Annotated in this window: 11 protein-coding genes; 8 read left to right on the forward strand and 3 right to left on the reverse strand. The window is 72.0% G+C overall.

The window, feature by feature from the left end:
- Together OHB04_RS04485 and OHB04_RS04490 are read right to left on the reverse strand one after the other, a co-directional pair.
- Positions 1–966 (reverse strand): formylglycine-generating enzyme family protein, encoded by a 966-nt coding sequence (locus OHB04_RS04485; RefSeq protein ID WP_443069755.1) that lies wholly within the window; start codon positions 964–966, stop codon positions 1–3.
- Positions 963–2,537, reverse strand: a complete 1,575-nt coding sequence (locus OHB04_RS04490; RefSeq protein ID WP_405806754.1) for a sulfatase-like hydrolase/transferase — start codon at positions 2,535–2,537, stop codon at positions 963–965. Before OHB04_RS04490 ends, OHB04_RS04485 begins: the two co-directional genes overlap by 4 nt.
- A gap of 272 nt (positions 2,538–2,809) precedes the next feature.
- Here OHB04_RS04490 and OHB04_RS04495 point away from each other — a divergent pair, with 272 nt between their 5' ends.
- From OHB04_RS04495 to OHB04_RS04510, 4 genes are all read left to right on the forward strand, one after another.
- Positions 2,810–4,081, forward strand: a complete 1,272-nt coding sequence (locus OHB04_RS04495; RefSeq protein WP_405806752.1) for an ROK family transcriptional regulator — start codon at positions 2,810–2,812, stop codon at positions 4,079–4,081.
- 16 nt (positions 4,082–4,097) lie between these two features.
- Positions 4,098–4,913, forward strand: coding sequence for an ABC transporter permease (locus tag OHB04_RS04500; protein WP_326686370.1), 816 nt, complete (start codon positions 4,098–4,100; stop codon positions 4,911–4,913).
- Positions 4,910–5,692: an ABC transporter ATP-binding protein gene (locus OHB04_RS04505; protein ID WP_326686371.1), complete on the forward strand. Its 783-nt coding sequence runs from the start codon at positions 4,910–4,912 to the stop codon at positions 5,690–5,692. Before OHB04_RS04500 ends, OHB04_RS04505 begins: the two co-directional genes overlap by 4 nt.
- 158 nt (positions 5,693–5,850) lie before the next feature.
- Positions 5,851–6,834 (forward strand): aliphatic sulfonate ABC transporter substrate-binding protein, encoded by a 984-nt coding sequence (locus OHB04_RS04510; protein WP_326686372.1) that lies wholly within the window; start codon positions 5,851–5,853, stop codon positions 6,832–6,834.
- Positions 6,835–6,982: 148 nt separating this feature from the next.
- Here OHB04_RS04510 and OHB04_RS04515 read toward each other — a convergent pair whose 3' ends face one another.
- Positions 6,983–7,696, reverse strand: coding sequence for a GntR family transcriptional regulator (locus OHB04_RS04515; RefSeq protein ID WP_326806844.1), 714 nt, complete (start codon positions 7,694–7,696; stop codon positions 6,983–6,985).
- Between the two features lie 138 nt (positions 7,697–7,834).
- On the opposite strand from OHB04_RS04515, the gene manD reads away from it, so the two are divergent.
- From manD to OHB04_RS04535, 4 genes are all read left to right on the forward strand, one after another.
- Positions 7,835–9,043: a D-mannonate dehydratase ManD gene (gene manD, locus OHB04_RS04520; RefSeq protein WP_326806845.1), complete on the forward strand. Its 1,209-nt coding sequence runs from the start codon at positions 7,835–7,837 to the stop codon at positions 9,041–9,043.
- Positions 9,040–10,518 carry a mannitol dehydrogenase family protein gene (locus OHB04_RS04525; RefSeq protein ID WP_326806846.1) on the forward strand — a complete coding sequence of 493 codons (1,479 nt, stop codon included), beginning with the start codon at positions 9,040–9,042 and terminating at the stop codon, positions 10,516–10,518. Before manD ends, OHB04_RS04525 begins: the two co-directional genes overlap by 4 nt.
- A 106-nt stretch (positions 10,519–10,624) precedes the next feature.
- The gene (locus OHB04_RS04530) at positions 10,625–12,016 is read left to right on the forward strand and encodes an MFS transporter (RefSeq protein WP_326686376.1); all 1,392 of its coding nucleotides are present in this window, start codon (positions 10,625–10,627) and stop codon (positions 12,014–12,016) included.
- Positions 12,013–13,047, forward strand: a complete 1,035-nt coding sequence (locus OHB04_RS04535; RefSeq protein WP_326686377.1) for an L-idonate 5-dehydrogenase — start codon at positions 12,013–12,015, stop codon at positions 13,045–13,047. The genes OHB04_RS04530 and OHB04_RS04535 overlap by 4 nt, the downstream gene beginning before the upstream one ends.
- The last annotated feature ends 15 nt before the right edge of the window (positions 13,048–13,062 follow it).

A 13,062-nucleotide genomic window follows, 5' to 3' on the forward strand; every position in this document is an offset into this window, starting at 1 on the left:
TCAGGAGCCGGGTACGGGAGAACGGGCCACGCGGAAGCCGAGGTTGCCCGTGGTGCTGTCCGGGGTGTTGGCGGTGCGCGCGGCGACGCGGTAGCGGTTGCAGTAGGAGTCGTGGCACAGGTACGAGCCGCCGCGCATCGCCCGCAGTCCGGGCTCCTTCGGGTGCCAGGTGCCGGCCGTCCACTCCCACACGTTGCCCGAGACGTTGTAGAGGCCGAAGCCGTTGGGCGGGTAGGCGTGCACCGGCGCTGTGCCGGTGTAGCCGTCCTCGGCGGTGTTCTTGGCCGGGAATGCGCCCTGCCAGATGTTGCAGCGGTGCTCGCCGCCGGGGGTGAGGTCGTCGCCCCACGGGTAGCGGGCCTGGTCGAGTCCGCCGCGCGCCGCGTACTCCCACTCCTCCTCGGTCGGCAGGCGCCCGCCGTCCCAGGCACAGAAGGCACGGGCGTCCTCCCAGCTGACATGGGTGACGGGGTGGTCCCAGCGACCGTCCAGGCAGCTGCCGGGCCCTTCCGGCGCGTCCCAGCGGGCCCCCTCCACGCCGCACCACCACGGTGTGGCGTCCGGGCGCGGTGAGACCTTGCGCAGCCGCCCGGGAAGGAACTTGGCGAAGACGTAGCTCCAGCCGAAGCGTTCGGCGTCGGTGCGGTGGCCGGTCGCCTCGACGAAGGCGGCGAAGCGCGCGCCGGTCACGGCGTGGGCGTCCATGACGAACGGGTCCACGGTGACCTCGCGCATGGGTCCTTCGGCGTCACCGGGGTTCACGTCGCGGTCCTCGCTGCCCATCCGGAACGTGCCGCCGGGCAGTTCGGCCGCGGTCCGGTACGCCTCGGCCGCGCCTGCCGGTGCGCGGGACACGGCCGCCTCCGAAGCCGCGGCTTCGGCTCCGGCTCCGGCTTCGGCTTCGTCCGGACGGCGGGCGGGGGCGCAGCAGGAGCGGGCCCCGGCCCCGGGGCCCGCCCGGCTCACGAGTGGTCCTCCGCTGTCCGCCCCGGCACACCGGCGGTCGCGGGCTCGCTCTCGAACGCCGAGAGCGTGGTGTCGTAGTCGGTCTCCACGTCGTACATCGGTGTCATCCAGTGGAAGAAGTTGTCGCCCCGCTCGCGCAGCAGGCCGTACAGGGTGCGGGTCAGCTCCGCCCGGACGTCCCGCAGTTCGGGGTGGTCGTAGCGGTTGTGCAGCTCGTCGGGGTCGGCCTTCAGGTCGTACAGCTCGTTGCGCGACTCGGGGTTGACCACCAGCTTGTGGCGGCGGGTGCGCAGCATGCGCTGCGGATACGGGAAGTGGTGGCCGTGGAACTCCGCCAGGTGGTGCTCGTCCCACTCGGGCCGCTCGCCCGCGGCCAGCGGCAGCAGGCTGCGGCTGTCGACGGCCGGCTTGGTGTCGCTGCCCGCGAGGTCGAGGATGGTGGCGGCGCAGTCGGTGAGCGAGACGAACTCGTCCCGCACCTGGCCGCGCGGCGCGCCGGGGACCTTCAGGAGGCCGGGGATCCGGTAGATGTCCTCGTACATCGCCGGGCCCTTGTCGTGCAGCCGGTGGGCGCCGGTGAACTCGCCGTGGTCGGCGGTGAAGAACACCGCGGTGTGTTCCTCCAGCCCCAGTTCGCGCATCGCGTCGAGGATCCGTCCGATCTGTTCGTCGATGAGCGTCACATAGCCCCAGTAGACGGCGATCAGCTTCCGGCTCTCCTCCAGCGGCATCGTGTCGAAGGCCCACAGCTTGCTGTAGTTGCTCTGCACCGGCGGCTTCGCGGCGAAGGTCTCGCTCACCGACGCCGGCAGCTCGACCAGCGCGGGGTCGTACATGTCGTAGTAGGCGTCCGGGAGGATGTAGGGCAGGTGCGGTCCGAAGAAGTGGGTGGCCAGGAAGAACGGCCTGTCCTCTCCGGCCGCTCCGGCGGCAGCTCCCGTTCCGCTCCCCGCTCCCGTTCCATCCCCCGCTCCCGTTCCGTCCCCGGCTCCCCCCACCCCGTCCTCCGCCCAGCGGCGCATCATCTCGATGGTGCGGGTGGCGAGGTAGTACTCGAAGGTCGCCTCGACGGGCTGGTGCAGCCGGGCGGCGAGGAGGTTGCCGGGGCTGCCGTTGGGCGTGGTGCCGCGTACGTGGTCGGTGATGCGGTACGGCGGGAGGCCGTGCTCCTCCAGGTAGGCGAGGTAGTCCGGGTGGTCCACGGGGTTGTGCCAGCCCGCCAGGTCCGGGCCCTCGAAGCCGTAGTCGGCGGCGGTGCGCCGCACGCCTCCGTGCCACTTGCCCATCAGCCCCAGCCGGTAGCCCTCGGCGCGCAGTTGCCCGGCGAAGGTGAACTGGTCGTCGGCGAGGTCCTCCAGGTAGCCGACATTGCGCTCGTAGTTGGCCAGCAGCTTGTGGCGGAACGGCGCCGCGCCGGTGAGCAGGCTGGCGCGGGCCGGGGTGCAGATGGCGGTGGGGGTGTAGAAGCTGTCGAACCGGGTGCCCTCGGCCGCGAGCCGGTCCAGGTGGGGGGTGCGGACATGGGGGTTGCCGTAGGCACCGAGGGTGTCCACCCGGTGCTGGTCGGTCATGAGGAAGAGCATGTTGGGGCGCACGGTGACCCTTTCGGTTCGGACGGCATGGGGTCAGCGGGAGCGACCGGGTAGTGCCATGCGAGGCATGGTCCGGCCCGCTCCGGATTTATGTCAATAGTGCGAACATAAATCTGCCGGCAACCGCCGCTCCCCCGCCCGCCGGAGGCCGGTCGGCCCCGGAACAGCGCGGCGACGGCCCCCGGTCCGCCTCGGCACATCCCGGAAATCTTTTTGTTCCGACTCATTGACGAAAAACGTCGGCGCTCTCCATGCTGTCCGGCATGCAGGCACACGACGGTCCCACTCAGGCGCCCGACGGTCCGCTGACGCGGCTGCGCAAGAGTCATGAGCAGTCCGTCCTGGACCTGCTCCGCAAGCACGGGCCGCTCAGCCGGGCTGAGCTGGGAGCGCACAGCGGCCTGTCGCGCACGACGTTGTACGACATCGTCGCGGGCCTGGTGGAGAGCGACACCGTGGTCGCCTCCACCCCGCCCGCCGAGGTGCGGCGCCGCGGCCGGCCGGTCGAGAAGCTCAGCCTCAATCCGGACGCCGGAGAGGCGATCGGCATCGACTTCGCCCGCCGGGCCGTGCACGTCTCCGCGGTCAACGTCGCCCACGAGATGCTCGGCTCCGCCAGCGAGGCCCACCCGCCGGACCTCACGTGGTCCGAGCGGGCCGACATCGCCGAGCGCCTCCTCGGCTCACTCGGCGGCGGCTCCCCGTCCGGTGCCTCCGGCGCGTCCGACGGCCGCGCCGCCCGGCGCGGCACGCTGCGGCTCGGCTCGCTCAGCGCGATCGGGGTCGGCGTGGTCGGGCCGATCGCCGACCCCGGCTGCGAGGACACCCCCGCGCTCAGCGCCCACGTCCTGCCCGGCCTCCTGCGCGAGCGGTTCGGGGTCCCGGTGCTGCTCGACAACAACACCAGACTCGCAGCGCTGGCCGAGGCCGTGTGGGGCGCGGCGGCCGACGCCGGGGACGTGCTGTATCTGCGGCTGTCCCACGGTGTGGGCGGCGGTCTGGTCGTCGGCGGGTCGCTGCACCGCGGGATGTACGGCATGTCGGGCGAGTTCGGGCACATCACCGTCGACCCTTACGGCGCACCGTGCGAGTGCGGCGGCACCGGCTGCCTGGAGACCGTCGCCTCGCTCGACGCCGTACTGCACCGCTACCGCTCGGCCGGCGGCCGGGCCGAGGACATCTCCGCGTTCCTCTCCGCCGCCGCGTCCGGCGACGAGACCGCGCACGCGGTACTGGACCGGGCCGGCACCGACATCGGCACCGTACTGGCCGCCGTCTGCAACGCGGTCGGCCCCGGCGTCATCGTCATCGGCGGCGAACTCGCCGAGGCCGGCGCCGCCTTGACCGACCCCGTGGAGCGGGCCCTGCACACCCACGTGATGCCGATGGCCCGGCACCGGGTGCGGGTACGGCGCGCCACCCTCGGCGAAGCCGGCAGCGCGCTGGGCGGCATCGCCCTCGTCCTCCACGAAACCCCCCTGCTCTCCCGCTACCCCCAGCCCGTCTCCGAGGAGCACGCGTGAACCCAGTGAGGCACCCATGGCCGTGATCGTCCCGCCCGAGAAGACCGCCGTGGCACAGGCCCCGCGGCGCACCGCGCGCCGCTCCCGACGACGGCCGCTCGCCCTCAACGCCGCCGCGCTGGTGGCCGGTGTCGTCGTCTGGGCGGTCGTGGCCGCGCTCGGTCTGGTCGAGAACCTGCCGACCCCGCTCGCCGTGGCGCAAAAGGCCGGTGACATGGTCGCCGACGGCACCCTGACCACCGACACACTCGCCAGCTTGCGCCGGGTCTTCCTCGGCTATGCCCTGGGTGTTGTCGTGGCCGTGCCCGTGGGCTTCCTCATGGGCTGGTACTCGACCGTGCGTGCCCTGGTCGAGCCCTACATCCAGTTCTTCCGCACGATCCCGCCGCTCGCGCTCATCCCGCTCACGGTCGTGCTGCTGGGGATCGGCGAGGTCCCGAAGATCGCGGTGATCTGCCTCGCCTCCTTCATGGCCTGCGTCGTCGCCTCCTTCCAGGGCGTGGTCGACGTGGACCGCACTCTCATCAACGCCGCCCGGGTCCTGGGCGCCTCGGACCGGGTCATCTTCGCCAAAGTGGTCGTCCCGGCCTCCACGCCGTTCATCCTCGTCGGCATGCGCATCGGGCTCGGCGCCTCCTGGGCCACGGTGGTCGCGGCCGAACTCATCGGCGCCCAGGAGGGGCTGGGCTATCGGATGCAGAAGGCGTCCACCTGGTTCGAGATGGACACGATCTTCGTGTCCCTGATCACCATCGGCGTGCTCGGCCTGCTCATGGACCGGCTGCTGCTGCTCGCCGAACGACGGCTCACCGGCTGGCAGGAGCGACGATGAACAGCAAGATCAGTTTTCAGGACGTGGTGAAGACCTTCCCGCTGAAGGGGACCGAGTTCACCGCCCTGGACAGGGTGTCCCTGGACATCGCCGACCAGGAGTTCGTCACCGTCGTCGGCCCCTCCGGCTGCGGCAAGTCCACCCTGATGAGCATGGCCGCCGGACTCCAGGAACCCAGCGCGGGCCAGGTGCTGGTGGACGGGAAGCCGGTGACCGGGCCGGGCCCCGACCGAGGGGTGATATTCCAGCAGTACGCCCTCTTCCCCTGGCTGACCGTGCGGCAGAACGTGGAGTTCGGCCTCAAGCTCGCCTCCGTGCCCGCCGAGGAGCGGCGCCGCCGCGCGGAGCAGGCCATCGACCTGGTCGGGCTGGACGACTTCGCCGACGCGCTGCCCAAGACCCTGTCCGGCGGCATGAAACAGCGCTGCGCCATCGCCCGTGCCTACGCGGTGGACCCACAGGTCCTGCTCATGGACGAGCCGTTCGGCGCGCTCGACGCCCTCACCCGGGTGCAGTTGCAAGATCAGCTGCTGGCCACCTGGAGCCGCGAGAAGCGCACCGTGCTGTTCATCACCCACGATGTCGACGAGGCCGTCTATCTGGCCAGCCGGGTGGTGGTCATGGCCGCCAGGCCCGGCCGTATCCACCGCGTCATCGACGTGGATCTGCCCTACCCCCGCACCGAGGAGATCCGGCTCTCCGCGGAGTTCCGGCAGATCCGCAACACGGTGTGGACGTCCGTCTACCACCAGGAGCCCGCCGCGGAAGCGCTTCGCTGATGCGGGAGTGTCCGCCGGTAGCCGGTACTCCCCCAAGCTCTTCGAGCAGGGAGGTGCCCCGTGGTCACGCCCGCGCGACGCAGCCGCCCGCACAACAGACATAGCCCCGCCCCCTTCGGGGCGCTGCCCTCCCTCCCCTCCGATAGGACACCTCCGTCATGCCCGGAAGCACCATCCGCCGCACTGTGACCGCGCTCTTCTCCGTCACCGCCCTCACCTTCGCCATGAACGCGTGCTCCACCGGCGCTTCCGGGGACGACAACACGGTCAACTTCGGCTACATAGGCGACTACAACGGCGCCAGTCTGCTGGCCATCGCCCAGAAGCAGGGCCTGTGGAAGAAGCAGGGCCTCACCGCGAAGACGAAGGTGTTCAACAACGGACCGGTGCAGATCCAGGCACTCGGCTCCGGCGACCTCGACTACGGCTACATCGGCCCCGGCGCCATGTGGCTGCCCGCCTCCGGCAAGGCGAAGGTCATCACGCTCAACACGCTGACCTATGCCGACCGCGTCATCGGGCAGCCCGGCATCAAGACGATGAAGGACCTCAAGGGCAAGCGGGTCGGCGTACCCGAGGGCACGTCCGGCGACATGATCCTCAACATCGCGCTGGAGAAGGCCGGGATGACCACGAAGGACATCCAGAAGATCGCGATGGACCCGTCCACCGTCGTCTCCTCCTTCACCTCCGGGAAGATCGACGGCGCCGGCATCTTCTACCCCGCCATCGACACCATCAAGAAGAAGGTCCCGAAGACGGAGGAGGTGGCCAGCACCAAGGACACCAAGGACTCCTTCCCCACCGCCTTCGTCGCCGGCAACAGGGTGCCGGAGGGGAAGAACAAGAAGGTGATCAAGGTGCTCCAGCAGGCCAACGACTGGCGCAAGAAGCACCCGGAGGAGTCCATCGCCCTGTCCGCCAAGATGCTGCACGTCAGCAAGGCCCAGGCGAAGGCCGACGCCTCGCACGTCGAGACGCTCTCCACCGACGATCTGGCGGCGAAGACCAAGAGCGGCGAGGCGGGCCGCTGGCTGAAGAAGCTCGGGGACTTCTTCGTCCGCAACAAGCAGCTGGACAAGAACCCCGACCCGGCCGACTACTACACCGGCGACCTCTACCAGAAGGCGCACACCGGCTGAGCGCGCTGAGCGCTCCGCGGAAGTCCGGTAGGCCGTCTGCGGGAACATCGTGGCTTGTCGCGCAGTTCCCCGCGCCCCTTCGGGGCGCACCTCTCGTCCCCCGCGGCCGGTCACCCGGCCGCGGGGGACGTTTCTTGTCCCGGCGCCCCTACTCCCAGACCGCGACGCTGCGGCGGACCGGAACGGTGCCGGAGTCGGCGGCGAACAGGTGGGGGGAGTGGGCGCGGATGCGCTCGATGTCGCTGAAGACCGCGCGCAGATGGGTGCGCATGGCGGTACGGGCGCGGTCCGTGTCGCCGCTGACGGCCGCCTCGAAGATCTCTCCGTGCTGGGCGGCGAACTCGGCCGACGACGCGTGCTCGTAGAGCCCGAGCCTGCGGGCCCGGTCCAGATGTCCCTTGGCGGCGGCGACGGTCGTCCAGGCGTTGAAATGGCCGCTGAGCCGCAGCAGCCCCTGGTGGAACGCCTCGTCCAGGGCGAAGAAGTCCTCCAGCCCGAGGCCGGGGCCGCGCTGGTGCTCCAGGTTCTCGCGCAGCTCCTCGACCAGGCCGGGGTCCAGCTCGTCGGGCAGATCCTCCAGCGCGGCCAGTTCGACCGCCTCGCGCAGGAACTGGGCGTCCGCGACCTGGGCCGGGTCCACCCGGGAGACGAAGGAGCCGATCTTGGGGAAGATCTGCACCAGCCCGTCCTGGGCCAGCATGATCAAGCTCTCCCGGACCGGGGTGCGGCTCACCCCCAGGGAGGCCGCCAGCTCGTTCTCGGAGATGGCGGCGCCCGGGGCGAGGTCGAGGGTCAAGACCTTCTGGCGCAGCTGTTCGTAGATCGCGCGCCGACTGGTCGCCCGCCGGTTCGAGTCAGCCATGCGGCCCATCGTATCGGGGCCGGCGGCCCCCCAGGTCCACGGAGAATCCACAGGTGAGCTTCACGGATCCCTTGCCCATCTATTCGACAAGTGCTTCCATACAAGCACTGCCCGACACTTCGAAGGAGAAGGGACGCCGTGAGCAAGATCGAGCGCGCCGAGGTGTTCGTCGCTTCCCCAGGACGCACGTTCGTGACCCTCCGCATCACCACCACCGACGGGGTCACGGGCCTCGGCGACGCCACCCTCAACGGACGGGAGCTGGCCGTCGTCGCCTATCTGCGCGACCACGTGGCACCCCTGCTGATCGGCAAGGACCCGGCCCGTATCGAGGACATCTGGCAGTACCTGTACAAGGGCGCCTACTGGCGGCGCGGCCCGGTCACCATGACGGCCGTCTCCGCCGTGGACACAGCGCTGTGGGACATCAAGGGCAAGACCGCGGGCCTCCCCGTCTACCAGCTGCTCGGGGGTCGCTCCCGCGACGGCGTCCTCGTCTACTCGCACGCCAGCGGCACCGACACCCCCGCCCTCCTCGACGATGTCGAGCGCTTTCTCGACCTCGGCTACAAGGCCGTCCGCGCGCAGGCCGCCGTCCCCGACGTCGGCGGCACCTACGGCGTGCGCAAGGGCAAGCTGTACGAGCCGGCGGCCACCGCCCTCCCGGACGAGCAGCCCTGGGACACCGAGTCCTACCTCCGCTTCGCCCCCACCTACCTGGAAGCGGTGCGCGAGCGCTTCGGCTTCGGCTTCCACCTCCTGCACGACGTCCACCACCGGCTCACGCCCATGGAGGCCGCCCGCTTCGGCAAGCGCGTCGAGGACGTCGGACTGCTGTGGATGGAGGACCCGACCCCGGCCGAGAACCAGGAGTCCTTCCGCCTCATCCGGCAGCACACCACCACACCCGTCGCGGTCGGCGAGGTGCTCACCTCCATCTGGGACGTCCAGCACCTGATCACCGAGCAGCTCATCGACTACGTCCGCACCACCGTCGCCCACGCCGGCGGCATCACCCACCTGCGCCGCATCTTCGACCTGGCCGCCCTCTACCAGGTGCGCACCGGCTCGCACGGCGCCACCGACCTCTCCCCGGTCAGCCTCAGCGCCAATGTCCACCTCGACCTGGCCGTCCCCAACTTCGGCATCCAGGAGTACATGGGCCACCCCGAGGAAGCCGCCGAGGTCTTCCAGGGCGGGGTCACGTTCGCCGACGGCATGCTGCACCCCTCCGAGGAGCCCGGCCTCGGCGTGGAGTTCGACGAGCGGGCCGCAGCCCGCTTCCCGTACGAGCCGCGCTATCTGCCCGTGGCCCGGCGCCTCGACGGATCGGTCCACGACTGGTGACCGCCGCCGACCCCACCCGCCTCGGCCGCGCGGCCCTGCGCGGCCTCCCGCCCGAGTGCCGACCGGCACTCGACCCGGAAGCGCTGCGCACCCGCGTCGTCCACCTCGGGCTCGGCGCCTTCCACCGGGCCCACCAGGCCGTCTGGACCGAGCAGGCCGCCGCCCGCTCCGGTGAGCCCTGGGGCATCACCGCGGTCGCGCCCCGCTCCCCGGGCACCGCGCGGGCGCTGCGCGAGCAGGACTTCCTCTACTCGCTCACCGAGCGCCGCCCGGACGGCGCCGCCACCCGCGTCATCGCCGCGCTGACCGGGGCGCTGGTGATGTCCGACGACGCCGCGCGCGTCGACGCGCTGCTCGCCGACCCCGCCGTCACGGTCGTCACCCTCACCGTCACCGAAAAGGGCTACCACCGCCGCCCGGGACGCGCCGGGCAACAAGGCACCGCCTTGGACCGGGCCGCACCGGCCGTCGCGGCGGACCTGGAGCGCACCACGGCCGGGGACGGCCACGCGCGGCTGACCACCGTCATCGGACGGCTCGCCGCCGGACTGGCCGCGCGGATGCGGTCCGGCGCCGCGCCGGTCACCGTCGTCTCCTGCGACAACATGGCGGACAACGGGGCCGTACTCGGCGCGGCCGTGCGCGAGTTCACCGCCGCCAGTGGCTGGCCCGACCGGCAGACCGTGCTCGACCGCATGGCCGAAGCCGTCGCCTTCCCCGCCACGGTCGTCGACCGGATCGTGCCCGCCACCACGGACTCCGACCTCGACCGTGCCGCGGCGGCGCTCGGTGTGCGGGACACCGCGGCCGTGACCGGCGAGCCGTACCGGCAGTGGGTGCTGGAGGACTCCTTCGCGGCGCCCCGGCCGCCCTGGGAGCTGGACGGCGCGCTGTTCGTCCCCGATGTCGCGCCCTACCAGCTCACCAAACTGCGGCTGCTCAACGGCTCCCACTCGGCCCTCGCCCACCTGGGGACAGCCGCCGGACGCGACACCGTCGCGGACGCCCTGGACACGGACTGGGGCGCGCCGCTGGTACGGGCCCTGTGCGCCGAAGTGGCCCCCACTCTGCCGCCGGGCGGGCCCGATCCCGCGGCCTACGCCGCCGACCTGGTCACCCGCTTCAGCAACCCGGCGATGGGCCACCGGCTGGACCAGATCGCCGCCGACGGCTCGTTGAAGCTCCCCGAACGCTGGCTGCCCGCCCTGCGCACCCTGCGCGCGGCCGGCGCCGCCACGCCCCTCCTCGAACTCGCCCTCGCCGGATGGGTCCACGCCACCCACCCGGACGGGAAGGCCGCCGACCCCGCGGCCGAGGCCCTCGCCGCCTGCTGGCACTCCCATCCGGAGCCCACCGGCACCGTCCGCGCCCTGCTCACCGCGCTGGGCGCCCCCGACCTCGCCGAGGACACCGCGCTGACCGGCGCCGTGGCCGCGAGGCTGCCCGCGCTACGGGCGGGCCGGATCGAGGTCTGACGCCGCACGCCCGCACCGCCGCTCCCCTGCCACGCCACTCCCCCGCACCGCCGTCCCGCCCGTCTCACCGTCCCCCCAAGTCCCCGTATGAACAACGGAGTTCACGATGACCCACAGCGCCGCCACCGAGGAGCCATCCGGCGCCGGTACCGCGCCGCGCACGACCCGCGACCTGACCAGAGCCGCCGTCTCCGGATGGCTGGGCACCGCCCTGGAGTTCATGGACTTCCAGCTCTACTCCCTGGCCGCGGCGATCGTCTTCAACAAGATCTTCTTCCCGGGCGCGAGCCCCGCCCTCGGTCTCCTCGCGGCCATGGCCACCTACGGCGTCGGCTACGTCGCCCGCCTGGTGGGTGCCGTCTACTTCGGCCGCATGGGTGACCGCCTCGGCCGCAAGAAGGTCCTGGTCATCACCATCGTCATGATGGGTGCCTCGACCACCCTGATCGGCGTGCTGCCCACCTACGCGCAGATCGGTCTGCTGGCTCCCGCGCTGCTGGTGGCGCTGCGCCTGGCCCAGGGATTCGGCGCCGGTGCGGAGATCGCGGGCGCCACCGTCATGCTCGCCGAGTACGCCCCGGTCCGCCGCCGCGGCCTGGTCGCCTCGCTGGCCTCGCTGGGCACCAACTCCGGCACCCTGGCCGCCTCCGGGCTGTGGGCCCTCCTGCTCGGCGTCCTCAGCGAGGATCAGCTCCTCTCCTGGGGCTGGCGCCTGCCGTTCCTGCTGAGCTTCCTCCCCCTGCTGTTCGCCATCTGGCTGCGCCGCAACCTCAAGGAAAGCCCGGTCTTCGAGGAACGCCCCGACGTCGTGGACGGGGTGGCGCTCAACAGCGGTGACCTGCGCTCCGCCGCCGGCGAGAAGCCCGCCGCCACCTTGGAGGCGGGGCTGCGGCAGCGCAAGGGCCGGGCCTTCTTCCTGACACTCGGCCTGCGCTTCGGGCAGGCCGGCAACTCCGGCCTCGTGCAGACCTTCCTGGTCGGCTACGTCGCCGGGAGCCTGGCCGTCGACCGCTCCGTGCCCACCGACGCCATCCTCTACGGCTCCCTCGTCGGCTTCGCCACCGTGCCCCTGGTCGGGATGGCCGGCGACCGGTGGGGCCGCAGGCCCGTCTACCTCGCGCTGACGAGCTTGATGGCGGTGCTGGCGTTCCCGCTCATGCTGATGATCGCCCACGGCAGCACCGTGGCGCTGACCCTCGGGATGATCCTCGCGCTGAACATCGGCGTGCTGGGCCTGTTCTCGCTGGAGAGCGTCACCATGGCCGAACTCTTCGGCTCCCGCACCCGCTTCACACAGCTGGCCGTGGCCAAGGAGATCGGTGGCGTCCTGGCCACCGCGGTCGGCCCGGTGCTGGCCGCCGCGCTGACCGCCGCGACCGGCAGCTGGTGGCCGATCGCCGCCATGCTCGTCGTCTACTCCCTCATCACCCTGATCTCCGCCCTGCTCGCCCCCGAGACCCGCGGACGTGACCTGGTCCGCCTGGAGGACGCCGTATGAAAGCCGTCGTGGTCCACGGGCCCCGTGACGTACGGATCGACGAGCGGCCCGACCCCGTGCCCGGTCCCGGTGAGGTACTGCTCGCGCTCGAATGGGGCGGCGTCTGCGGCTCCGACATCTCCTACTGGAAGCACGGCGCCTCCGGCACCGCCACCCTGGCCCACCCCCTGGTGCTGGGCCACGAGGTCGCCGGGCGGGTCGCAGCGCTCGGCCGGGGCGTCACCGGGATCGAGGAGGGCGCCCCCGCCACCGTGCACCCCGCGAGCCCCGTCGGCGACACGGCCTTGCCCGAGCGTCTGGCCGGGCGGACCAACCTGCTGCCGAAGGTGCGCTATTTCGGTTCGGCCGCGTTCGACCCGCACACCGACGGCGGCTTCTGCGAGTACCGCACCGTGCCCGTCGCACAGCTCAGGCCGCTGCCCGAGGGCGTCACCACCGAACACGGCGCCCTCGCCGAGCCGTTGGCCGTAGCCCTGCACGCCGTCGGCCGCGCTCCCGGGGTGCGGGGGCGTACTGTCCTGGTCAACGGCGCGGGACCGATCGGCTCTTTGCTCGTCGCCGCGCTCCGGCACCTCGGCGCCGCCCATGTGATCGCCGCCGATGTGGCCCCCGCCGCGCTGGACCTCGCCCGCGCCATGGGCGCCGGGGAGACCAGGGACCTGTCGGCAGGGCAACGGCTGCCCGACGATGTCGAAGTGGTCTTCGAGGCGTCCGGCGCGCCCGGGGCCCTCGGTCCGGTGCTGTCCGCCACCGCGCGCGGCGGCCACCTGATCCAGGTGGGCAATCTGCCCGGCGCCCCGGCCCCCGCCGTCCTCGGCGACCTGGTGACGCGGGAGATCACCTGGAGCGGCTCGTACCGCTTCGCGGAGGAGATCGACGACGCGCTCCGTGCCCTGCACGACGGTCTCGACGTCGCCCCCCTCATCAGTCACCGCTTCGGCCTGGAGGAGGGCGCCCGTGCCCTGGCCGTCGCCGCCGACCCGGCGGGCGGCTGCGGCAAGGTGATGCTCCGGCTCGGATCGCCGGGCTGACCGCCGGGGGGCGGT

Origin of the sequence: Streptomyces sp. NBC_01775, assembly GCF_035917675.1 — a bacterium.
GTDB lineage: Bacteria > Actinomycetota > Actinomycetes > Streptomycetales > Streptomycetaceae > Streptomyces.

Coding starts and splice junctions, on each gene's coding strand:
- OHB04_RS04490 (WP_405806754.1), bottom strand. CDS start 2,537: ATGACCGACCAGCACCGGGTGGACACCCTCGGTGCCTACGGCAACCCC.
- OHB04_RS04495 (WP_405806752.1), top strand. CDS start 2,810: ATGCTGTCCGGCATGCAGGCACACGACGGTCCCACTCAGGCGCCCGAC.
- OHB04_RS04500 (WP_326686370.1), top strand. CDS start 4,098: ATGGCCGTGATCGTCCCGCCCGAGAAGACCGCCGTGGCACAGGCCCCG.
- OHB04_RS04505 (WP_326686371.1), top strand. CDS start 4,910: ATGAACAGCAAGATCAGTTTTCAGGACGTGGTGAAGACCTTCCCGCTG.
- OHB04_RS04510 (WP_326686372.1), top strand. CDS start 5,851: ATGCCCGGAAGCACCATCCGCCGCACTGTGACCGCGCTCTTCTCCGTC.
- OHB04_RS04515 (WP_326806844.1), bottom strand. CDS start 7,696: ATGGCTGACTCGAACCGGCGGGCGACCAGTCGGCGCGCGATCTACGAA.
- OHB04_RS04530 (WP_326686376.1), top strand. CDS start 10,625: ATGACCCACAGCGCCGCCACCGAGGAGCCATCCGGCGCCGGTACCGCG.
- OHB04_RS04535 (WP_326686377.1), top strand. CDS start 12,013: ATGAAAGCCGTCGTGGTCCACGGGCCCCGTGACGTACGGATCGACGAG.